The following is a 22,071-nucleotide window of genomic DNA, read 5'->3' as shown; positions in this document are numbered from 1 at the left end:
ATTAGGTTACTACGCGTTAAGATGCCTTAGAGATTCACACTTATAGCGTTGTTACCAAATAGATCGCCGCTGCCCACATCACAACTGCTGATACTTTATTCAGATAAGGGATCAGTCTGCCTGACTTGTCTCTGAGCCCTATCCATCGGCCCGCTGCGGCCAATAAGAAAAACCACAGCCATGAGACCGCAATACACGTAATGGTGAATGCTGCTTTCTCAGCACCTTGGTAACTCAATGAGCTTGTCCCAATAACCCCCACTGTATCCAAAATCGCATGAGGGTTCAAAATAGAAATCATCATCGTGAATAAAATTAATTTACCCACTTGTGTGTGCTGAGGAACCTTCTTGTCTGTTGAAGGTTTTGTTTTCCAAGATGAATACCCCATATAAAGCAAAAATAACACACCGATGACGACAATCGTCGTTTTGATCCATACAAAGCTAAATACAATAACCGACAGTCCCAAGACTGCGACTAAAATCAATAACGTATCGCATAACGCCGCCGTAACTACGATAGGAAGTACATAGGTCAGTCTTCCCCGAACTGCCCCTTGCGAAAAAATAAAAAAATTCTGAACACCTAGAGGAATGATTAGACCTATAGCTAGTATAAATGCGTGAATAATTGCTGATAACATGATGGCTCCTCAATGCTAGTCCGATCAAAAAGGCAGCCACCCTAAAGGGATGACTGCCAACCTAGCTTATAGTACTTGCTCCCCATCATAGGTGGCAATTTTTTTATACAAATCAGGACGGCGGTCGCGGAAAATCCCCCACTCAATGCGCTGAACCTCCAACTGATCAAGGTCGAATTCAGCCACAAGCGTCGTTTCTTCCGAACGCCCCGCTTCTGCGATCTTGTTACCCTGCGGGCCTGCGATGAAGGAAGAGCCATAGAAGTCGATGCTTGAATCCTCATCTTCTTCTTTACCTATGCGATTCGACGCGATTACTGGCATTAAGTTGGCAGCGGCATGCCCACGCATACACATTTGCCAGTGATCCTTGGAATCAATCAAGCCATCCTGTGGCTCAGAGCCGATAGCGGTTGGATAGAACAGCAGCTCAGCCCCCATCAACGCCATGACTCTAGCTGCTTCCGGGTACCATTGATCCCAACACACTCCTACGCCGATCTTCGCATAGCGTGTTTTCCACACCTTGAATCCGGTATCTCCAGGATTAAAATAGAACTTTTCTTCATAACCTGGGCCGTCAGGAATATGACTTTTGCGATACAAACCGAGAACTTCTCCATCCGCGTCAATCACCGCGAGGGAGTTGTATCGAGCATAGTTCTTCTTCTCATAAAAGCTGATCGGTAGAACGACCTGCAGCTCTTTTGCGATCTTGCGAAAATGATTGACTGCTTTGTTGTTTTCCAACTCAGTTGCATAGTGATAATAATCCGATTTTTCCTTTTGGCAGAAGTAAGGTGTCTCGAACAGCTCTTGAATCAAAATAATTTGAGCGCCCTGAGCCGCCGCTTCACGGACTAGAGCCTCGGCTTTCCGGATGTTTTCCTCAATGTTGGTGGAGCAGCTCATTTGTGTAGCTGCGACTTTCACCTTTCTCAATCCAATCACCTCTCATCTAGTTCTTTATGTTACAAAGCTTACGCTCTTTTACTTGCTGGCATCTGCTGCGTTGTGCAGTGGACGTTGCCGCCCTCTTTAATTATGGACATGCCGTTGATTTTGCGGATACGACGATCAGGGAAAGCTGAGCTTAATACTTGCTCTGCTTTGCGATCCGTGTCTTCAGCCGTTCCACCAAACACCGGCAAAATGATACCGCCGTTCACGAAGTAGAAGTTCAGATAGCTCAGCGTCAAACGCTGCTCTTCAAAGAATGTTTTCGGAGGCTGCTCGATCTCGATGATCTCGAAAGCGCGTCCCTTAGCATCTGTTGCGCTGCGCAAAATCGCCAGATTCTCTTGTGTAATCGCGTAATTCTCATCCGCAGGTTCGTTGCAAACCTGAATAATGATTTTACCAGGAGCTGCGAAGCAGGCGATATTGTCGACATGACCGTCGGTTTCGTCGCCATCCAGGCCGTTTTTCAACCAGATGATTTTCTCGACATTGACGAAATTTTTCACATGCTCTTCAATCTGCTCGCGGCTTAGCTCTGGATTACGATTCGTATTCAAGAGACACTCTTCTGTTGTCAAAAGCGTGCCTTCCCCATCCACATGAATAGAGCCGCCTTCCATGACAAGCGGAGCGTCCAAACGCTTCACACCGTAGTGCTCTAATACCTGCGGGGCTACTTCATCATCCAAATTCCAAGGGGCATACTTGCCTCCCCACGCGTTGAATTTCCAGTTTACTGCCGCGATTCCCTGCTCTGCATTCAGCACAAAGGTTGGCCCATTATCTCTAAACCAAGCATCATTATGCTCGATCGCTAGGAACTCGATGTTGGACTCTTCGAACAAGGCTTTTACCTGTTCCGCGTCCCCTGGGTTAACAATAACGGTCACAGGCTCGAATTCGGCAATAGCCTTCACTAAATCAGTGTAGCCCTTTGTTACAACTGCATGATCTTCTGGGTACACCATTGAAGCTTGTACCGGCCATGAAACGAAGGTGCGCTCATGAGCTGTCCATTCTGCGGGCATTGTATAGTGTAAATCCTTAGCATTCATCTTATCCATCTCACTTTATCCTTGAATTTTAGACGTGCTGCCGCCAATTATGCTTGCGAGCACCGACTTTCATCATAACCTAAATGACGTTCAGGCTCAATGCAGAACATCAGTAAAAAAAGATTCCATTGACAGGAATTCTATAGCATTCAATTCGTGAAAAAACGGATGCAGCCGCAGAATCCCTTCTGGCACTGTATCCGTTTTTCCCATTTAAATTCTTTGCCGACTTTGAAGCTCTGAGGATTCGTCGAAGATTTGCTTGAAAATATTTTTGATCATTTCATCATCAAAGGGCCCTTTGTTTTGGCTGCATAGATGCTCGAAGATTTCTCGTTCTCTAATTGGATCGTACACATCTTGAATGCCTGCGCTGCGTTTATAGGCTCCAATGAGCTCGACAACCCTCGCTCTTTCATTCAAAAGATCAAGTAATTTAAGATTGATTTCATCAATTTGGGTGCGCAGACCCTTTAGCTCCGTGTTATTCATGCGGTCGTAGTCTCCTTACCTTCCATGCATTTAACTAATAATTATAGCATATTTCGCATGAATTGTATGGAGCTTCCCTTTACTTCTTCTTCCCACGATATTGCCCTGTACGAAGCTCTATAACATAAGGCTCCAAATCTGGCATATCCTCATCTTTCGCTTGCTGCACGGCACGCTCAATGTCGTACGGGACACGAACCAGTTGAATATTCAGAGGTGCTGTCTTCTTACTATGGTAATGTCCTTCAAGAATGGCATAAGAAGCCTGCGGCATATCCAGTGGGTTGCCAACACTGCCTACGTTGAATAACGTGCGCCCATTCAAGTGCTGAAGATACGCATTATGAACGTCTCCATAGCCCGCTACATCGGCTTGTAGCGTTTCCGAGCATAGCGCTGAAGACTCGAACATCGACAATCGGCTATCCATAGCATCCCATGGCTGGATGCGTTCATAGACGCTTCTTGGAGAAGCATGAAACAGCCTTACGTATTTGCCGCTCATCCAAAATTCATAAGAAAACGGCAATCCTCGCAGGTATGCCATTCGCTCCGTTCCCAGTCTAGCTTGATGCCAATTCAAGGTCGGGTCTTCTGCGGGTTTGCTCATGAAATCGTCCCAATTCCCCATAATGACGGTATGGCAAACCTCCCTTATACGATCTACGGCACGCTCGGAATGCGGACCTTTCCCAACTAAGTCCCCCAGACATAGGATGCTCTTAAGATCACGGTGGCGGATATCCTCCAACACGGCATCTAGAGCTGGCATGTTGCCATGAATATCTGAAATTATCGCTATTTTCTCCATCAGCATCACCTCCCTTAAGGGTTAAGAATTGTTCGTTAGAGCGACAGTCGGTACACTCGCCCTGCCTACGAGAAACGGATACATGAGATACAGTCCAACAGCATAAAGAGCAACTGCAATATAGACAGGAAGAAGATGGATGAAATCGGTATAGCCGATATGAAAATGAACAAGCAGTCCGGCGGCGAACCCAGGCAGTCCACCCAAGAAGAACGTCCACCATAACCAAGCTTCGCCCTGGTTTACGCCCCATAGCGCCGAAGACGTGATTGCCACCGCGAGGGAAAACAGAGCGCCGCCGAAACCTGCTCGATCATGCGCAATCAAGGGAATGAGACGCTCGTTCCAACTCGCAAGCTGCTCGGCGCTCAGACCCACATAAGTGAGATCTGTCGGTACAAATACCGTCGTAACACCGATGGAAGATATCGTAAGCCCACCGATCCCTAGCGCAAATCCAAGTACGACGAAACAGCACTGTCCCCACTGCGCCCTGCGCCAAACAGCGTCATTGCAAAGCCCTGGCGGTTTCCGCGAAGGCCTGTCCTTCAGGCCCCGCATCGACATGAGCAGCATAGGCAGCAGCACTGCGGCAGCAAGGGCATGTAAAGGATCGAAGAAGCCATATCCGAGATACAAGAAAAAGCTGCTGAATCCTACCGCACAAGAGCTGAACACTGCTGTACGCGCCCAATGAAGTCCATAACGAAGACCATGATGGGCTAACTGATAATAAAAGATACCGATGGAGACCATGGTCCCGGCCAAAGTAATCCGATCATGGGACATGAAATGCAGCAAGCGATCATTATATGTCAGGATAGCATTCCGACTTATCCCAAGAAATGTCTCATCATAAGGCAGAAGTACGCTGGTCGTAGCAATAAGCCATGCAAGCACACCACCGATCATCATGCCAATACCTAGCAGGCTCATCCAACCCCAGTTTGCCCAAAACGATGGCGATTCCGGTTCTTCGGTAGCTCGAATGCGATCATAAATGATCGCTTCGTTCACTCGCTTGGGCAGTCCCGGCCCCGCGTATACGAGCCCGCTGTGCAGCTGGACACAGTTCGCGCCAACAGAGAGAAGCGCTAGTGCATCCTCTGGCTGGTGCACACCGCCAGCAGCGATAATCGTGCTCCGCTCGCCCAGCGCCTCGCGGAGCAGCCGCACTCGGCTCAGCGAGGCACCGAGCTGCTCGGCACCGCCAACGCGAATACGGCGGTCGTCCTGCGCATCGCGCACAGCCTCGCCGATGACGACACCGCTCCAGCCTCCTAGCTGGGCGTCTTCTACAAGCTGCCGCAGCATCTCCTGTGGATAACTCTGCGGCACATAAACCAACAGCGGCTTCCCAGCCGCCGCTGTCATAGCGAGCTGGCGTACCTCGACGAGGTACGCCGCAGCCTCAGCCGATGGCCAGCCTTCGTCAAGGCCATCGAAGTAGAAGCCCGCCGCGTATGGCGTCAGCTTTGTCAGCAGCTCTTGCTGCTGACAAAGCGCTTCCCGCGGGGAGCTGCCAGGCAGGGGCCTGAGCCGTACAAAGTGGGGCAAAGGATGCCCCGTGCCTCTGGCCAGGCGACGGACAATGTCATCGACGCCGTCATTTGCATAGCCATCGGGGTACACGATGGCTTCCTGCTCCACCTCTCTTAGCATCTCTGCTTCTACTTCTCTGCCTACCTGACTGACTGTGACAGGACCGAGTTCTATGAAGCCGAACCCGAACTGGGCCAGCGCTTTATTCGCTGTACCATGCGGATCAAGCCCTCCACTTAAACCCACAGGACATTGTACCCTCACACCTGCTAATTCACTTTGGAGGAGAGGCGACAGCTCCATGTGCCCCATCGTTTTGATAACGAACGTCCCACCGGGGATGCGGCTTAGCCCTCCCATCGCATGAAGCGTGAGCCCCCGAGCCAGCTTGGCAGGCAAACAAAAAAGTAAAGGGCGAAAAATAGCGTGATAAGACCAATCCGGCATAGGATGATGCGCTCCTATTCATAGCAATATGGGGTTCCGCCAACATTTTAACGAAAATATACTAAGGACGACCGTTTAGACGTGTGAAAAGCGGATTTTTCTTACTCTAAGACGGATGACCGCTAAGGTAGCCAGAGAATGGACGACTACATATTTGCTAATAGTCCATCCACGATATTTTTTAAAAACCAAGCTTCCGTTATAATCCCTCAAAATCAACAAAGATCGCATCTTCCTTTTTGGTAATTTTGCCGCCCATGAGCAATCCTCCATCTTTTAGTCAAATAAAAACGCAATTCGCATATTTCCTTGACATACATTTTCCACTATCTGTTTAAGGATAGCAACAACTGGATGTAACAAACGTTTTCAAATTTATAAAAATCCTTAACGCATATTTTACGCGGTTATCTAACGAGCGTGTGAAAACCCCTTGAATTATAAAGCTTTGTACATTGTTTGCATGTATTTAATGTATTCTTTTGGGAGCATCAAAAAAAGCAGTCCAAAACTGGAACAATACAGTCTTGGCCTACTTTTTTTTTGTCATTCAACTATCGTTCTCCGTTAACGTAATCGATTATTCGATTCACCTGGGTACATTTATAGAAATACCTAATCGTTATCTCTAGATCTTTTATCTAATAATTTCTGTAGAGATATGTGTCGCTCTAAGGTGAATTATTATACTGATGAAACCTATTACTAAAATCGCGATAGAATCCAATGGTTGAATCCCCCTCTACCATTAAAAAATGATCCTATTTCCGACCGAATTGTTAAGAAGAAAAAATGGATTATGCTGGAGTGAGAAGGCATGCCGTTATTCAGCTCTCGGGCAGTTTAGCGCAATATCATAGTCAGCTAACCAGAGAGCTTTCCACTCGACTGGGATTTATAGTATGCTAAACCAAAAGGGAGGAGAGGAATTTATGGTCAAACAACTGATCGTCGGCGACGCAACGCATGAACTGGCCACTACGCGCCGCATTCTGGAACGCTTGCCCGAGGAGCATATGTCGTGGAAGCCGCACGAGAAATCGATGACGCTCGGCGGGCTGGCCACGCACCTGATCAACCTGCTGAACTGGCAAATCGCGATTTTTCAGTACCCGGAGTTCGATCTTTCGACCGTGCCGCTGCGGCGGGAGCCTTTGGAAAAACGCGCTGACGTTCTGGAGGAGTTCGACGCGAACGTCGGCAAGTTTGAAAAGTTTCTCGCCGAATGCGACGAGAAAACGCTCGGCGAGGAATGGACGCTGCGCCACGGCGACCATATCATCCTCCGCAAGCCGCGGGCGATCGCGCTCCGCACCTTCGGATTAAGCCACATGGTCCACCACCGGGCGCAGCTCGGGGTATACTTGCGGCTTCTCGATATTCCGGTCCCGGGCATCTACGGTCCCTCAGCCGACGAGGAAGTCCAATGAACTAAGTTTCTCGATCCAATGCGCGCCAAACAGTCGCAGGGCACCGGCATGACCGTCGGTACTCTGCGACTGTTTTTATTATCGTCGAATACCTGTGTAGTCCGGCAAGCAGCTGGCGCTGGATTCGCTCTCTTAATAGTAGCAACAATAGGAGTAAGCAAAAGCATCAATCGCCAAAAACATTAATGCAAAAATAGAAACCGAACTTTGTCGGTTTCTTTTTCCGGCAATGATTGCAGCAAAAATGTTCAAACGTGCATGGCCATAGCGTTTTAACCAATACCGAATTTTTCTATCCTGTATGTGGGATCATACTTCGATACATCCATTTGAATGCCAACTTTTAGTAAGAATGGATTTTTACTTATTCAAGAAAAGTTCTCCCTACAACAAGAATCGCTCCATCGCGTAAAAAATTGCGGTTGCACAAATAACACGAAGCTCAAAGTTTACTCCTCCTTGACTAACTTTGAAGTATTACGAGAAGCACAAAAAAAGACCCTACAATCCACTTTCTTTTACTTCACCGAAGGAGTAGCTTCGACAATTATGAGAAAATGGCGAATTAGGGTCATCTATTACGGAGTTCTTATAAGCTTATAGACGGACACAGATCTTTGAAACTTAGTGTGATTATAATCACACGTCATGTTTCTTCCTCTCTATATACTTGAATCATAACCAAATCAAATAAGAGCGAGGCGATACGCTAATGTTAAGCGAAAAAACAATAAGCGTAATAGAATCTACTGTTCCTGTACTCGAGATCCATGGAACCACGATTACAAAACGATTTTATGAAAGATTGTTTACAGCGCATCCCGAACTGCTTCATATCTTTAATCATGCCAACCAAAAACAAGGCAAGCAACCAACAGCTTTAGCCAACGCTGTTTATGCTGCCGCAAAGCACATCGATCAACTAGAAACGATCTTACCCGTTGTCAAGCAAATTGCTCATAAGCACCGTAGTCTCGGCGTAAAAGCAGAACATTATCCAATTGTAGGGCAAAATCTTCTCGCCGCCATCAAGGATGTACTTGGTGATGCGGCAACAGATGACATCCTTCAAGCATGGGGAGAAGCCTATGGCGTAATTGCCGATGCCTTTATTGGTGTGGAAGCGGATATGTATGTGCACGCCAAAGAACAAATAGGAGGATGGGACGCTTTCAGAGCCTTTCGCGTGGACCGAAAAATTCGAGAAAGCGACGTCATCACTTCCTTTTATTTGGTACCTCAAGATGGTCAATCCATCGCTCCATTTGAGCCAGGACAATATATAAGTATAAAAGTAGAAATTCCGGGAGAAGCTTTCACTCATATCCGTCAATATAGCCTGTCCGAGGCTGCTGGGAAGCCTTATTATCGCATTTCTGTCAAGCGAGAGGACGGCATTCCAGGACAACCGTCTGGTAAGGTTTCTGTTTATTTACATGATCAGATCGAAGAAGGCGCGATTGTGTTGCTATCCGCGCCTGCTGGAGACTTCATCTTAGATCAACACGATACAAAACCCGTTGTATTCATAAGCGGCGGGGTTGGGTTGACACCATTAATCAGTATGTTGAACACCTTAGTCGAATCCTATCCAAATCGGCAAGTAACCTTCATCCACGCTGCTCAGAACGGCGACATGCACGCTATGCGTAAGCATGTTGAGGAGCTCGCAAGTATGTATTCACAGGTAGCCTTTCATTGGTGTTATCAAAATCCTACAGTACTGGATAAAGCGGAACAAGCTTATCATAAAGAAGGATACATTGACTTGCCTTGGCTACAAAGTGTGGTGCCTACGAAGGAAGCCAGCTTTTATTTCTGCGGTCCATTGCCTTTTATGAAAGTGATACACCATGCACTTAATGTATGGGAAATTCCCCAAGAAAATATCCATTATGAGTTCTTCGGCCCTGCCGGCAGCTTGTCCGCCTCCGATTGAGCTCTTAATAGCCGATTAACCGTTTCACGGCGAAGGCCGATAAACTGACCGATCTCTTCCTGTGTCAAGATATCGGTCAATTTATCTAGAGGCATATAGGCTAGGAACCAACTCTGCAGCTTTTTTAATTTTTCCGCCGGGGCGATCTCGGTCAGTTGATCGATCCGCTGCTGCATCATGCGCAGCTTGTCCTGCAAAAGAAGGGCGATTGTGCGGCATTTATCTGGATCGTTCTCCAATTCCCGATACCACTGTGCCGCCGAAATCATCTCAATTTCACAAGTTACAAGAGCAATAGCTGTGCCATAGTAAGGATTAGGGCTTATCAATGCATGGTGGGGGATGATTTCATTCGGCACAATGATATTCACGAGAACCGAGTTTCCGTCTTCATGGAACCGGACGATTTTTAGAAGACCGTTTTTTATCTGGTAAAGCGGCCCCGTTTCACCTTGGCGAAACAAGATTTCACCTTTATGCAAGATCATAATTTTATTTCTCCTTTAACAAAAAAGCGAAAGCCCAGTTTATCTGCTCATCGCTACTTGGCATATTCCTTCTACATTAACAATTTCCGCCTTATTCACGTACTTTCCTTCAAGCTCTATCATACCGTTCCCATCATTATCGGTAAACGATAGGCGAACATCCCTTTTTCACAATCGCTTTCTGGCATTTCCCCAAAATAAAAAGCCTCCACTTTTGAGGCTTTTTTTGCTTTCCTTAAAATCCAATAGGCAAGCTAATAGTTCTCAGAAACAACAGCTTTTCGGAAGAACCAGGTGTAGAACCATCTGGACAAATACAAAGTTACCCAAACGCTTAAAAATGTCCAGTACCATTTCCACGTTATATAGTCAATTAACGGTGTTTTCTTTTCAATAAAATGCTCAATGGCGGTTAATCCAGCAGGATAAGCGGCCACATACATCAGCTTAATCCAGACACTTTTCTGTATCGGATAATACAAATTCATATATACAGCAACGATTGGATAGGCCATGAACTCAAAAGTAAAACTTGTTCGGTTATAGACAAGTTCTCTTAGCGGATATTCGATCCAACCATTTTGAACGACAAGGAGCCCCAGAATCCAATTAATAAATTGTTGGAACAAGAACACTACCTGTGCCTCACGTCTCCAACGTTTAGGTATCAAGAGCAAACCCGTAATAGAAATTGCCCAGACCGCTATTAACAGGATTCGATCCAATGTAAAAACCATAGTGGCATTTCTACCCTCTTCCTCTAACCGCTTTAAAAAACCAACGCCCATAAAGTCTCGTAACATTTAAACCTAGAAAAAAAACAATTCCATTCAACAAAATATGGAAATGGTGGAATTTGACTAAATTCGTATACTTTTCAATTGCGTATACATAGCCACAAGCGAATAAAATAAAACCTATCTGGTATAGAGCTTTGATAAGAAGGTTCTTCCCCCCAGGATAGTACAAGTAAAAAACCGTAGAAATAAAAGGATATAACACATAGTTGTTCGTAAAATTGCTTCCTGAGGCTGCCGGAAATTCCCTCACTGGATTAGAAAACCAGTTCATTTCGACAAAAAACAAGCTCAGCGTCCAACTGATGACTTGATTGGACAGAAAGACCAGAGCGGCTTCACGCGATCTTCCCTTCGGGATCACAATCGGCATTGCGATAACACAGACCAACCAGACCATGATTAAAATGGCACGTTCGATTGTCATTTGTTATCAGCCTCCCAAGTAAGCATATACTTCCCAATATGCCCTAATTCATACCTTATAATTAACTTTATAGAGATCTACGCCAAAAAAAAGCGCCCACTTGCCATTAGGCCGTAGACGCTTAGCTTATTTACAATTCTTCTGCTGTATCCACAACATGTAAAGCTTCATCTTCATTATTGTCGCGAACGGTCTTTTGCAGAACAAACGATGACATAGTTAGGAACAATGCCGTTACAGCATAGTACCCTTTTACGGATAAAGGTTGTTCTAAGTTAATGATGCCAATAAACATACCAATTAGGGCCAACGAGAATGAACTCCATGCCATGAAAGTGAATGCCGATGTGTTCCGTTTGCGAGAACCGTATCCATCCTCCAAATTATCGCGAACAACCTTCTGAAGAACGAAGGAGGACATCGTCAGAAATAAAGCGCACACTGCATAATATCCTTTCACACTCAAGGCCTCTTCCAAGGTGTAAATACCGACAAACATGGCAAAGAATGCGCCTATAAATGATGCCCAGACCATAAAAGTGAATGCGGATGTGTTTCGTTTGCGGTTCGTATACATAGCTCATTTCCCCCTGTGGTTGCTTACTGCAACACGCTAATGTCTTGCTCTTGTTTCTCATTATAGGAGGGAAGTCCCGAATCAGATAGTACTATTTACCAGTAGTACCGAAATTCAGGTGGTAAAGAATGGCTGCACGCAGCCTTTTAATCGCAGACGGCAACGCCAAGGGCAAGGTGTTCCCAGAAAATGGACTCAACCTGCTTGACCTCCTCGTTCGTACATGAGACTAAGACGACCACTTCCGTACTTTTACCTCCTGCGCTTAGTTTCGAATTTCTTTTTTTGCGAAGCCCATCTAGGAACACGCCTACCGTAAACCCGACGACGGCTCCGATAATCCCCCAAAGAATGGGCCCTCCTTTTAGAATAAATCCATAGGAGGAGCCTACCACAGCCAGAGCCGTTCCCAGAGCAAATCCAGCGTCCAATAAGCTAACACCATCTGAGCTATGGATGGTATCGAACATTTTCACTTGTTCCGACCTTCGACGTAAGGGAACGGCATAAATATGCTCTTTGGAGATTCCGACCTCTTCTAGAGCTGTAATGGCCAGCTCGAGGTAGATCGAATGATCAAATGATGATACTACATGCATCGCGTCAGCCTCATTTTAGGAGCGGAGATTCAGGAAATCGGAAATGGGGATGTTGATAATTTGATTCCAGTAATCTAGCCTGCTCGCGGTCAAATAATTTATTGTATTCTACGGTATTCACGTAGGCGTCATAAATGGCAAAGCCATAAATTGAGGGTAGAAACAGGAGCCACTTCATCTCCACAACACTTACAGATCGAGTCAAATCCCACATGAATAAATACTGCAAACCATCAAGTAAATGGGCAAGATAAGAGATTACCACCCAATTAGCAAGCAGAAAAAAAGCATTAAGGATGCGATTCGTATAGAGTTGGCCCATGCCCGGCATTAACATTGACCATACGATGGCTACCCATGGTGAGCGTTTATCTAGGTAATTAATTTCCATACAGCCTATTTTAAACACATCAATCGGGGCATTTTCCCTTTTGGCCAAAATAAAGTTTAGATTCAAATCCAAAGAAGTGCGATAACAGTCATAAATCGAAAATAAATACACAGGCGCGTAAAATGACATCCAGTGAAGATCGATTATCGCTTTCGCCTGCTCGAATTGACCGATGAAGGTGTAGACCATCGCTTCGTTCAGATGCATCTGGGAATTAATTACCATCTCCCATCCAATGAGCAGAAACCCCCTGAAATACTTGGATAACAACAGATGACCGAATCCCGGAAAAGCAGCGGACCACCACGCAATAATAAATGGATTCCGCAAATGCAGTTGAGTAATGCCTAGCAGGCTGACATATGCAATTTGGCGGCGCGGCTTTTTTACCATGTACAGCATCCTTAAGATTAATTTTCCAATTACCTTAGTATCCTCTCTCCCTTGTAGGATATACATGGATTGACAAAGAACGAATAGTACTATACAGTACTATTATGATAAAAAAAAGAAAGCCAACTAATCGAGATCGCACGCTTCAAGTCGCTACTTCTTTGTTCCTAACGAAAGGTTATCTCGCAACTAGCATGGATGAAATTGTAGCCGTGAGTAAAGTTTCCAAAACGAACATTTACTATTACTTCAAAAGCAAGGAAGATCTACTGTCAGCTATTCTCGATCAACTCATACAAACCTATACCGAGATGATTCACGAAGTAGCTTCAAGAAGAGATACTTCTGTACAGGAGCGTTTTACAGCTCTTATCCAGCTGTTGACACAGCAAGAACTGGAATGCCTGGGCGGATGTCCATTCCTTACGTTATACGCCCAAATGCCACAAGAAGCTCATCAACTTCGGGAGAAGGTATCCGCGTTTTTCCGAGATCAGGTCGACGCGGTAGAAGCGTTACTACACGAAGGCATCCAGAAACAGGAATTCAAAGATGATTTACCCGCCAGAGCTACCGCTCAACTCATTGTTTCCCTCATAGAGGGTGGATTATTTCTAGCGCATGCGAGTAAAGACACGGGCATGCTTGGTTCTTCTCTTACTACTTTAGCTTTCCTGCTAAAGTAATTTTTTCGGCACAATTTAGTACCGGTTAGCACTAATTAAAATTAAATGAGAGAAGGCGTATTCAATGGCACATATTTTCATTACGGGTGGCACAGGGTTTATTGGCATGCAGGTGCTGCAGCAGCTTTCTCGCGCAAACCACACGATAACAGCTCTCGTTCGCTCCAAAGTGAGATGGGAGCAGGTTTGCAAACAAATGGCATTCACGAATGAGGGGCTGCAAAGTATTACACCTGTAATTGGGGATTTAAGCGCGCCCTCCTTCGGATTAAGCTCGGCCGACAGTGCGCTGGTCCGACAGGCGGATGTGGTCATTCATGCCGGCGGGCCGATGGATATTTTACTCGGGGAGGAGGAAGCACGGATCGTATTTTTGCAAGCTGCCGATGAAATGCTAGCCTTAGCGGATCGTATTCATGCCGATAAAGGCTTAAAGCATTTTATTCATCTAGTCGGGTTCAAGAGTCCATTCAACGACCAGAATATGAACGCTCCTGAGTCGGTGATTGCCCGATTAGAGCAGGAGCCTCCCTATGAGCGTATGAAATGCCTTGCGGATTTACGCATTCGTCAGGGCGCGCAGCAAGCTGGTTACCCGCTTTCTGTTGTGCATCCGAGTGTTGTTATTGGCAACTCCGAGAACGGGGATACGCCACAAACTGGCGGACTTGGTATTCTTGTCAGATCGACAGCAAGGAAAATGATGGGGCTCGTTCCCGGCGGTGCGTCCCACTGGCTGCCGCTCGTGCATGTAGACCACGCAGCTGCCTTCATGGTCGCCCTCGTTCAAGAACCGCATCCAGCTAACGGGACTTATTATTTAATGGATGATACAAAGGACAGTCCGTCCATGCTGGAACTCGTAACTGGCATGGCTAAGGAGCTTCGTGTCAGCAAGCCGTTGGGTTCGATTTCCTTGGGTCTGTTGTCCAAGTCACTCGGTGGCCCACTTGGTCGGAAACTCGGCATTCCGAAGGAATCGCTTGATTTCATCATTCCCAAGGATACAGAATATCCATTGAAGCAAGCGCGGGACATGCAGCTAAAATATGGTTTGACACACTCCGTGAATGCCTCCATTCTCCCATCAGCCTTTGCTGATCTCGACTTTCGCCTCATCCATTCGCACGCCCACCGTCAGGCTGAAGGGTATAAACGAGGGAAAAGGGGACCTTTGGCTACACTTGAAAAGAGCGGTCAGCAAGCAGGAGAAACAAGGGATTCCCCGCTTATTTTTGTCCATGGTACCCTGAGCGGAGCGGATTGGCTGGTTCCGCTCGCCGAGCAGTTCCCCACATCGACCGTCTGCCTAGTCGATCTCCCCGGCTTCGGACGTTCGCCCTATCATCACGTAGACGATGTCCTCGAAGGACATGTCCAATCGCTGGTTCAAGCGATTCAAACTTTTGATACCCCGGTTACGCTAGTGGGCCATTCTTTGGGTGGGCTTCTAGCTGCCCAAGTGTTCCAGCGCGTACCGGAGCAAATCCGCAGGCTGCACATGCTCCAGCCTGTACTGCAGCGCGCTCCGAGGAAGTATCGGAGCGCGCGAATGACCGCGGCTGCGCTGCGCAGGCTGCGCGCGCCGGGCTTGCAGAAGCAGTTGCTCGCGCAGAGCTGCTTCCAGGACATAAGTGACATACCGCCTACGTATGTCACTTATGTCCTAGAAGAGCTGAAGTCACCGCGTGTGCGCAGGACGACTGCGGGAACCCTCTCTGCATTGGCACGAGCAGAGAGCTTCTACTTCTCGCAGGGAGATTATCTGCGAAATGACAAAGTTTCGATCCTCTGGGGCACCCAGGATAGAATCTATCAGCTGCCAGAGCAGGCCCGTTCGGTGAACACGCTAGAGCTATCTGCTGCTCATCACTTCCCGCTCTCGCAGCCAGCAATGACAGCTCAGCTCCTGCGGCAGCAAGAACTTTAATACTGTTTCAGCGCGTCAGGAGTTACACAACGAAAAGCCCGATATTGCGAGCAGTCAAGTCAAGCTGTTTCGGACCCTCGGGTTCCTTTTTATACGCTCATAGCTGCGGAATGCAATCCGCTCACATGAACCGCACATATTTTAAATCCAGGCATCCTGCACGTGGGATCAAGCGCAGGATGCGTGAGTTTGTTTACATTCTGCGCACCGCCCCAGTGCATAGGCACGAACACCATATCCTCACGGATATTGTCACTGTAGCGGCAGCGGACGATCATAGCTCCTCGTCTTGACGCCAGCTTCATGAGAGCGCCGTCCTCTATGTGAAGCCGCTGTGCCGTGCTCGGATGGATTTCAGCGAAGGACTCCATCTCTCGCTGCGCCAAGGATTCGCTTCTTCGGGTTTGCTCACCAGTTAAATAATGCACTAGCGTACGCCCCGTCGTCAGATACAGCGGGTAATCGTCGCTGACCTGCTCGCTCAACACATGATTATGCACGACACTCAATTCTGCTCTACCGTCCGTATGAGCGAAAGACGTCTCGAACAGACGCTTCTCACCCAAGTGCCCAAGCTCTGGGCACGGCCAGTACACGCCCTCATCATCGCGTAACCGCTCATAGGTGATACCATAATAATCTGCGACACCGCCTCGGCTCGCTAAACGCAGCTCGTCGAAAATCCCCTCCGCCGAAGTGAATGGGAAATAAGCGCCCCTGCCCAACTTCACCGCCAGCTTGCATAAGATTTCCCAGTCATGCTTGGCCTCCCCTGGCGCAGATCGGCTCGCTTCCCTCAACAGAACACGTCCCTCAAAGTTCGTTAGTGTTCCTTCATTCTCTAAGAAGGCTGACACAGGCAGCACCAAATCCGCCATTTGCGCTGTTTCGGACATGAGCATATCGGCAACTACAAGGAAGTCAAGCTTCCGCAGCCCTTCCTCGACTAAGCTAGCATTCGGATTTGAAACGATTGGATTCGAGGCCATCACGAACAATCCGCGAATTTCCTGCTCCTGCACCTTCTGCATCATTTCGTAAGCAGAGACTCCTTTACCTGGGAGTTCGCTGGGCGCAATGCCCCAGACGCTCGCCACATAAGAACGATCCTCTGGATTCTCAATTAAGCGATACCCCGGCAGTTGATCCGCCTTTTGCCCATGCTCCCTGCCGCCCTGACCATTCCCTTGTCCAGTCACAGCACCATATCCACAACCTGGTTTGCCGAAGTTTCCGGTTAACAGCAATAAATTGAGGAAGTTGCGTACGGCCATATGACCATCTGTCTGCTGTTCCACACCGCGAGCTGTAAACACCATTCCCGTAGCAGCTTGGCTGAAGGCTTGGGCAGCTTCGCGGATCAGCGCTGCAGAAATCCCCGTAAGCTCAACAATCTCATTCATTTCAAGCGTTTCCAAGTGTGCTAACAGAGCTTCGACACCTTTTGTTCGCTGCTGCACAAAAGCAGCGTCTATCCAACCTTCCTCCACGATCACTTTCAAAATTCCATTCACTAGAGCTGCATCCATGCCAGGCTTTACCTTTAGATGAAGATCAGCCATTCGTGTTGTTCCCGTTTCTCTTGGATCAATAGCAATCAGATAAGCACCCTTCGCCTTAGCTCGAGTAAAGTAAGGCATAATCGTAGGCTGACACTCCGCAATATTTGTTCCTGCCAAAATTATACATGAGGCTAATGCAATGTCAGACAACGGATTCGTCAAACCGCGATCCAATCCCAAAACCTTCATTCCCGCGGATGCTGCGGCTGACATACAAAACCTGCCATTATAGTCGATGTATTTCGTCTTAAGGCCCACCCGCGCGAATTTACCCAGCAAATATGCCGATTCATTGGTCAGCGACCCGCCACCGTAGACGCCTACGACGTCTTGTCCATATTGCGTTTGCAGCTCTGTAAACTTGCTAGCCATAAGCGTATACGCTTCCTCCCAAGTGATGGCAACATACTGTCCGTCTCTACGCGCCATCGGATGAAGGATTCGTTCTTCGCTCAGCGCATGCTGATGCGCATAAATGCCTTTGATGCAAAGCCGTCCTTCGGAGGCAGCATTCGGCGTCCCAATCGCTTTATATGTTGATGGCTCATCTGCATTTTTCTTTTCGATGAGCTGCATTTTACACTGCACACTGCAAAATGGGCACTGCGTCTTCATCCCCTGATTCATCTTCTCCGCTCCCACTCGTCCTGCAATGAGTACTACTCTACTTGAGTCCCTCCTTTTTTTCAACTTCATAAAAGCCATAGACATTCACCCATTTCCACCTACTCGAATATAGTAAAGAAATGTTTCCAGCAGGTACTTATGCTTACGATCTTTAGGAGGGAACCCCCCCATGCAAATCCAAGTTATCCAAAAAGGGCAAACGTTGTATCAAATCTCACAAATTTACGGTGTTTCTGTGGACACAATCGCTGCAGCCAATGAAATCGATCCAAGTCAAGCGCTCGTCATCGGACAGGCACTGGTTATTCCAATTGTCGGCTCCTATTATTGGGTTCAGCCCGGTGAGAATCTCTATGTTATTGCCCGAAAATTGGGCGTCAGTCCCCAAGAACTTGCTTCTATTAACGGATTAAGCCTGAGCCGCCCGCTTCCCGCAGGTTTTCGCCTCTATATCCCGCCTTTTCCTCGTCCATCAGCCGAAGTTAATGCTTACCTTGAACCCCGAGGAACGCATGTAGCTCCCGCACTATCCCAGTCGGCAAAAGAAGCTGCTCCCCATCTCACTTATTTGGCTCCCTTCAGCTTCCGTATTAAGCGGGACGGCACTCTGCAAGCACCGCCTCTAGGTGATCTGGCCTCCATAGCGGCAGAGCAAGGAGTCACATTGATGATGGTTGTCACGAATTTGGAGAACGACCAATTCAGCGCTGGTTTGGGTCACATTTTCCTAACTGATGAAAATATCCAGAATCGACTGCTCGAAACAATTATAAGCACGGCTAAACAGTTTGGATTTCGGGACATCCATTTTGACATCGAGCATCTGCTCCCTACTGACCGCGAAGCGTATAATCGTTTCCTCCGCAAAGCGGCAAAACAAATTCATCAAGAAGGCTACTTGATGTCTACGGCTCTCGCTCCCAAAACAAGCGCGGCCCAAGCCGGTGAATGGTATTCCGCTCATGACTACAAGGCTCACGGGGAAATTGCTGACTTCGTTATCATCATGACCTATGAATGGGGATACAGCGGAGGCCCTGCGATGGCTGTTTCTCCCATAGGACCTGTGCGCAAGGTACTCGAGTATGCTTTAACCGAGATGCCCGCCTCCAAAATCATGATGGGGCAAAACCTCTATGGCTACGACTGGACATTGCCCTATGTCAAAGGTGGCGCCTACGCCAAAGCCGTAAGCCCCCAAGCGGCAATCGAGCTCGCGCGTAAGAATCACGCTCAAATCATGTACGACTATACTGCGCAGGCGCCGCATTTCAACTATTGGGATGAAGCAGGCAAGGAACATACCGTATGGTTCGAAGATGCAAGATCTATCCAAGCCAAATTCCACTTGCTGAAAGAGCTTAATCTCCGAGGAATCAGCTATTGGAAGCTAGGACTCAGTTTTCCGCAAAATTGGCTGCTCATTGAGAATAATTTCAAGGTCGTGAAACGCTGAGCTTCACAGCGTGTTCTTGCCAAGAACGAGTACCCTGAACCTTGAGACAGAAGGTTTGGGGTATTCTGTATGTAACTATTCATTTTAGGAGGCTTATTTCCGATAATATATGGAGTTCCGTCAATTTCGTACGATTGGAAGGAGAAAACAGTGGAGGTAATCAAACATGAAGTTTAGTCGCAACAAATGGTTATCATTAATTTTTATTATGATCCTAGCAACTCAGTCCTTACTAGCAGGAACAGCGTCTGCTGCCGACGAGATTTCGAAGCTCGTGCTCAGTAAAAACGAACTGGTTCTTCAAGTCGGAGACACCGCGAATTTAACGGCAACGGCGATTTATGTAAGTGGCTTGACCGAAAACGCAACAGTCAAAGCAGATTGGAATTCAGGATCGGCGGATGTCGCTTCGATCTATGCAGGTGTTGTCACAGCAAAAAAAGAAGGCAGCGCAGTCATTACTGCTACTTATATGGGGAAAACCGTCATCGTAAACGTCACAGTTACGAAGAAGGTAAAATCATTAACAAAGAACAAACAATCTCTGGACTTACGTCTCGGTGCATCCGAGCAAGTTATAATTACAGCCTACTACGTGGATGGCACGTCAGAGGATGTTACGAGCAAAGCTGACTATACTTTCGATGCAAACTCCATCGTTTCGGTAACGAATGGGTTGGTAAAGGGTGAAAGTCCTGGTAGTGCTGCAATTACGATCAAATACATGAATCAATCGATTATCCTGCCTGTTGACGTTGAAATCGTCAGACGTATTGATGCAGAGAAATCTCAAGTTTCCTTGCTCACGAACGGAACGCAGAAGATTAAACTGATGGCCACCTACCCTGACGGAGCTGTAGCCGATGTCTCGGAAAAAGCGGAGTGGAAGTCAGATAAAGAAAAAATTGCAGACGCGATTAAAGGCACAATTACAGGTTATGGCGTTGGTAAAGCAACCTTAACCGCTACATATGGCACGAAAACAACAACGATTACTGTTGATGTAGATGCGAACATTAAGCTTGATTTAGATAAACAGCTTATTTTACTTAAGAAAAACGGTACTGGATCGCTTAAACTCACGGCTACCTATCCGAATGGAACAACAGAGGACTTCACAGACCGTGCAGAATGGGCTTCAGAAGATGAAAAAATTGTACAAGTGTCCAAGGGCAAGCTGATCGCCAATTCGATTGGCGAAACCGTTGTTTCCGCGAAATACGGAGAAAAAACAATCAAAGCTGTCGTTGATGTTGAAGTTCCACACAAATTAGATGTCAATAAAGACCTGCTCTCCCTGCAAGCAGGGAAAGACGATCAACTCGTTTTGCGAGCTACTTTTGCCGACGGAACAAGTGAAGAAGTCACTGACCGTGCGGACTGGAGCGTTGACGATGAGAAAGTTGCTTTCGTTATTAAGGGGAAAGTGACCGCGTATAAAGCAGGAGAAGCGAAAGTGACCGCGTCCTACGGGGGGAAAACAACTACGACCAAGGTCGAAGTCGATATTCCTAATATCATCAAACCAAGCAAAAAAATACTTAATTTACAAATTGGCGGCTCTGAAACGCTAAAACTTATCGCTGTTTATAAAGATGGCCGCGAAGAAGACGTAGCAAGTAAAGCCGAATGGACAACAAGCTCCAAGGACATCGCGGATGTTCACAATGGCTACATTTCAGGCACAAATACCGGCGCAGCAACCATTACAGCCAAATACGGCACACGTACTACGGTCATTCAAGTATCGGTTGGCGTTCTGAAAAGTTTAACAATCACTCCAGAAAAATTGGTATTGAAAAAAGGTGCCACGGCTGCATTGACTGCAACGGCCGTTTATACCGATGAAACGTCCAAGGATGCTACATCCGATGTTATCTGGACAAGCAGCAACCCCAAAGCCGCTACGGTTGAGGCTGGTAAAGTAAAGGCCATAGCTTCTGGCGAGAGTACGCTAACCGCACAGTTGGATAACAAAACGGTCACGGTGTCCATCCAAGTGGATATGGCCAGTGACCTTACGGCCAACGTGGCCAGTCTTGTCTTCGACATGAACGAGACGCGATCCATTACGCTAACTGCCACCGATCTTCTTGGAGCTACTCTTAATGTGACCAACGAAGCCGAGTGGAAAACTAGCAACAGTTCAATTGCCACCGTGTCCAAAGGGGTTGTAACACCGGTTGCTAGAGGTAAAGCGACCATTACCGCTACTTATGGCGGTAAAACCGTTACGATTCCAGTTGAAATCGGAGTGATTCAGAACTTAGTGGCTGACACCACGTACCTTACAACCAAGAGCGGCGAACAAGTGCAAGTGAAGCTAACGGCGACGTTATCTGATGGCACAACCAAAGACGTCACGAAAACAGCGACATGGAAAGTGTCCTCCTACAAGTTAGGTACTGTCAACGAGGGCCTTTTCTCCGCTACCGCTTCTGGAAAAACATCATTAACCGCCTCGTTCGGTGGCAAAACGGTTTCTATTCCCGTTGAGATCGATTCATTAAAATATTTGAAAACAGACGTCGTCAGGGTGGAGTTGCGTGAAGGCAAAACCTCCGAGGTAAAGGCCTTGGGAACCTACACAGATGGCTCTGAGGAAGATGTTACGAAGCCGGCGTTATGGACTACGTCTAATATTCTAGTCGCAGACGTGAAGGATGGCATTATTCGAGCAACGGGAAAAGGAACTGCAAGAATCACTGTCACCTATTCCAATATGAGGACGACAGTTCTTGTGACCGTAACAAAATAAATGAAATGGTTCGTTCAATCAACCGCCGATCCCCTATTTGGGGGATCGGCGGCTTTTC

Annotated in this window: 19 protein-coding genes and 1 pseudogene; 6 read left to right on the top strand and 14 right to left on the bottom strand. The window is 47.2% G+C overall.

Annotated features, from left to right (window positions below; genetic code table 11):
• Positions 1–40: 40 nt before the first annotated feature.
• The 6 genes from GK047_RS18415 to GK047_RS18390 form a co-directional block, all read right to left on the bottom strand.
• Positions 41–646, bottom strand: coding sequence for a LysE/ArgO family amino acid transporter (locus tag GK047_RS18415; protein ID WP_163949950.1), 606 nt, complete (start codon positions 644–646; stop codon positions 41–43).
• Positions 647–712: 66 nt separating this feature from the next.
• The gene (gene aguB, locus GK047_RS18410; RefSeq protein WP_163949947.1) at positions 713–1,588 is read right to left on the bottom strand and encodes an N-carbamoylputrescine amidase; all 876 of its coding nucleotides are present in this window, start codon (positions 1,586–1,588) and stop codon (positions 713–715) included.
• A gap of 38 nt (positions 1,589–1,626) precedes the next feature.
• Positions 1,627–2,661 carry an agmatine deiminase family protein gene (locus tag GK047_RS18405; protein WP_163950313.1) on the bottom strand — a complete coding sequence of 345 codons (1,035 nt, stop codon included), beginning with the start codon at positions 2,659–2,661 and terminating at the stop codon, positions 1,627–1,629.
• 213 nt (positions 2,662–2,874) lie between these two features.
• A complete protein-coding gene (locus GK047_RS18400; RefSeq protein WP_163949945.1) occupies positions 2,875–3,153 on the bottom strand; it encodes a chorismate mutase in 279 nt (92 codons plus the stop codon).
• Between the two features lie 79 nt (positions 3,154–3,232).
• Complete coding sequence (locus tag GK047_RS18395; RefSeq protein WP_163949942.1) at positions 3,233–3,964, bottom strand: metallophosphoesterase family protein; 732 nt, start codon at positions 3,962–3,964, stop codon at positions 3,233–3,235.
• Between the two features lie 21 nt (positions 3,965–3,985).
• Positions 3,986–5,953 carry a dihydroorotate dehydrogenase gene (locus GK047_RS18390; RefSeq protein WP_163949939.1) on the bottom strand — a complete coding sequence of 656 codons (1,968 nt, stop codon included), beginning with the start codon at positions 5,951–5,953 and terminating at the stop codon, positions 3,986–3,988.
• 932 nt (positions 5,954–6,885) lie between these two features.
• On the opposite strand from GK047_RS18390, the gene GK047_RS18385 reads away from it, so the two are divergent.
• Positions 6,886–7,383 (top strand): DinB family protein, encoded by a 498-nt coding sequence (locus tag GK047_RS18385; protein WP_163949936.1) that lies wholly within the window; start codon positions 6,886–6,888, stop codon positions 7,381–7,383.
• A gap of 712 nt (positions 7,384–8,095) precedes the next feature.
• The gene (gene hmpA / locus GK047_RS18380; protein WP_163949932.1) at positions 8,096–9,322 is read left to right on the top strand and encodes an NO-inducible flavohemoprotein; all 1,227 of its coding nucleotides are present in this window, start codon (positions 8,096–8,098) and stop codon (positions 9,320–9,322) included.
• Here the strand turns inward: hmpA and GK047_RS18375 are convergent.
• The 7 genes and pseudogenes from GK047_RS18375 to GK047_RS18350 form a co-directional block, all read right to left on the bottom strand.
• Positions 9,277–9,810, bottom strand: coding sequence for a Crp/Fnr family transcriptional regulator (locus GK047_RS18375; RefSeq protein ID WP_163949929.1), 534 nt, complete (start codon positions 9,808–9,810; stop codon positions 9,277–9,279). The genes hmpA and GK047_RS18375 overlap by 46 nt on opposite strands.
• Positions 9,811–10,064: 254 nt before the next feature.
• Entirely contained in the window at positions 10,065–10,535 is a 471-nt protein-coding gene (locus GK047_RS18370) for a CBO0543 family protein (RefSeq protein ID WP_205516871.1), read from the bottom strand.
• A 22-nt stretch (positions 10,536–10,557) separates the two neighbouring features.
• Positions 10,558–11,034: a CBO0543 family protein gene (locus tag GK047_RS18365; RefSeq protein WP_163949922.1), complete on the bottom strand. Its 477-nt coding sequence runs from the start codon at positions 11,032–11,034 to the stop codon at positions 10,558–10,560.
• 130 nt (positions 11,035–11,164) lie between these two features.
• Positions 11,165–11,365 (bottom strand): YiaA/YiaB family inner membrane protein, encoded by a 201-nt coding sequence (locus tag GK047_RS18360; protein ID WP_481856018.1) that lies wholly within the window; start codon positions 11,363–11,365, stop codon positions 11,165–11,167.
• 42 nt (positions 11,366–11,407) lie between these two features.
• A pseudogene (locus GK047_RS30415) lies at positions 11,408–11,611 on the bottom strand (YiaA/YiaB family inner membrane protein); the annotation flags it as partial.
• A 146-nt stretch (positions 11,612–11,757) separates the two neighbouring features.
• Positions 11,758–12,210: a hypothetical protein gene (locus GK047_RS18355; protein WP_163949918.1), complete on the bottom strand. Its 453-nt coding sequence runs from the start codon at positions 12,208–12,210 to the stop codon at positions 11,758–11,760.
• Positions 12,211–12,220: 10 nt separating this feature from the next.
• The gene (locus tag GK047_RS18350) at positions 12,221–12,994 is read right to left on the bottom strand and encodes a hypothetical protein (protein WP_205516870.1); all 774 of its coding nucleotides are present in this window, start codon (positions 12,992–12,994) and stop codon (positions 12,221–12,223) included.
• Between the two features lie 104 nt (positions 12,995–13,098).
• Here GK047_RS18350 and GK047_RS18345 point away from each other — a divergent pair, with 104 nt between their 5' ends.
• Both GK047_RS18345 and GK047_RS18340 read left to right on the top strand, forming a co-directional pair.
• Positions 13,099–13,680, top strand: a complete 582-nt coding sequence (locus GK047_RS18345) for a TetR/AcrR family transcriptional regulator (protein WP_205516869.1) — start codon at positions 13,099–13,101, stop codon at positions 13,678–13,680.
• Between the two features lie 64 nt (positions 13,681–13,744).
• On the top strand, positions 13,745–15,610 hold the full coding sequence (locus GK047_RS18340) for an alpha/beta fold hydrolase (RefSeq protein WP_163949911.1): 1,866 nt from the start codon (positions 13,745–13,747) through the stop codon (positions 15,608–15,610).
• A gap of 89 nt (positions 15,611–15,699) precedes the next feature.
• Here the strand turns inward: GK047_RS18340 and nasC are convergent, their stop codons facing one another.
• Positions 15,700–17,799: an assimilatory nitrate reductase catalytic subunit NasC gene (gene nasC / locus GK047_RS18335; RefSeq protein ID WP_205516878.1), complete on the bottom strand. Its 2,100-nt coding sequence runs from the start codon at positions 17,797–17,799 to the stop codon at positions 15,700–15,702.
• Between the two features lie 169 nt (positions 17,800–17,968).
• Between nasC and GK047_RS18330 the strand changes: the two genes are divergently transcribed.
• The gene (locus GK047_RS18330; protein WP_163949908.1) at positions 17,969–19,255 is read left to right on the top strand and encodes a glycosyl hydrolase family 18 protein; all 1,287 of its coding nucleotides are present in this window, start codon (positions 17,969–17,971) and stop codon (positions 19,253–19,255) included.
• A 166-nt stretch (positions 19,256–19,421) separates the two neighbouring features.
• Positions 19,422–22,013, top strand: a complete 2,592-nt coding sequence (locus GK047_RS18325; RefSeq protein ID WP_163949905.1) for an Ig-like domain-containing protein — start codon at positions 19,422–19,424, stop codon at positions 22,011–22,013.
• Positions 22,014–22,071: the final 58 nt, after the last annotated feature.

Source organism: Paenibacillus sp. SYP-B3998 (assembly GCF_010820665.1).
GTDB lineage: Bacteria > Bacillota > Bacilli > Paenibacillales > NBRC-103111 > Paenibacillus_E.
The sequence above is the reverse complement of the archived record's forward strand: the minus strand, read 5'-3'. Positions and strand labels throughout refer to the sequence as shown.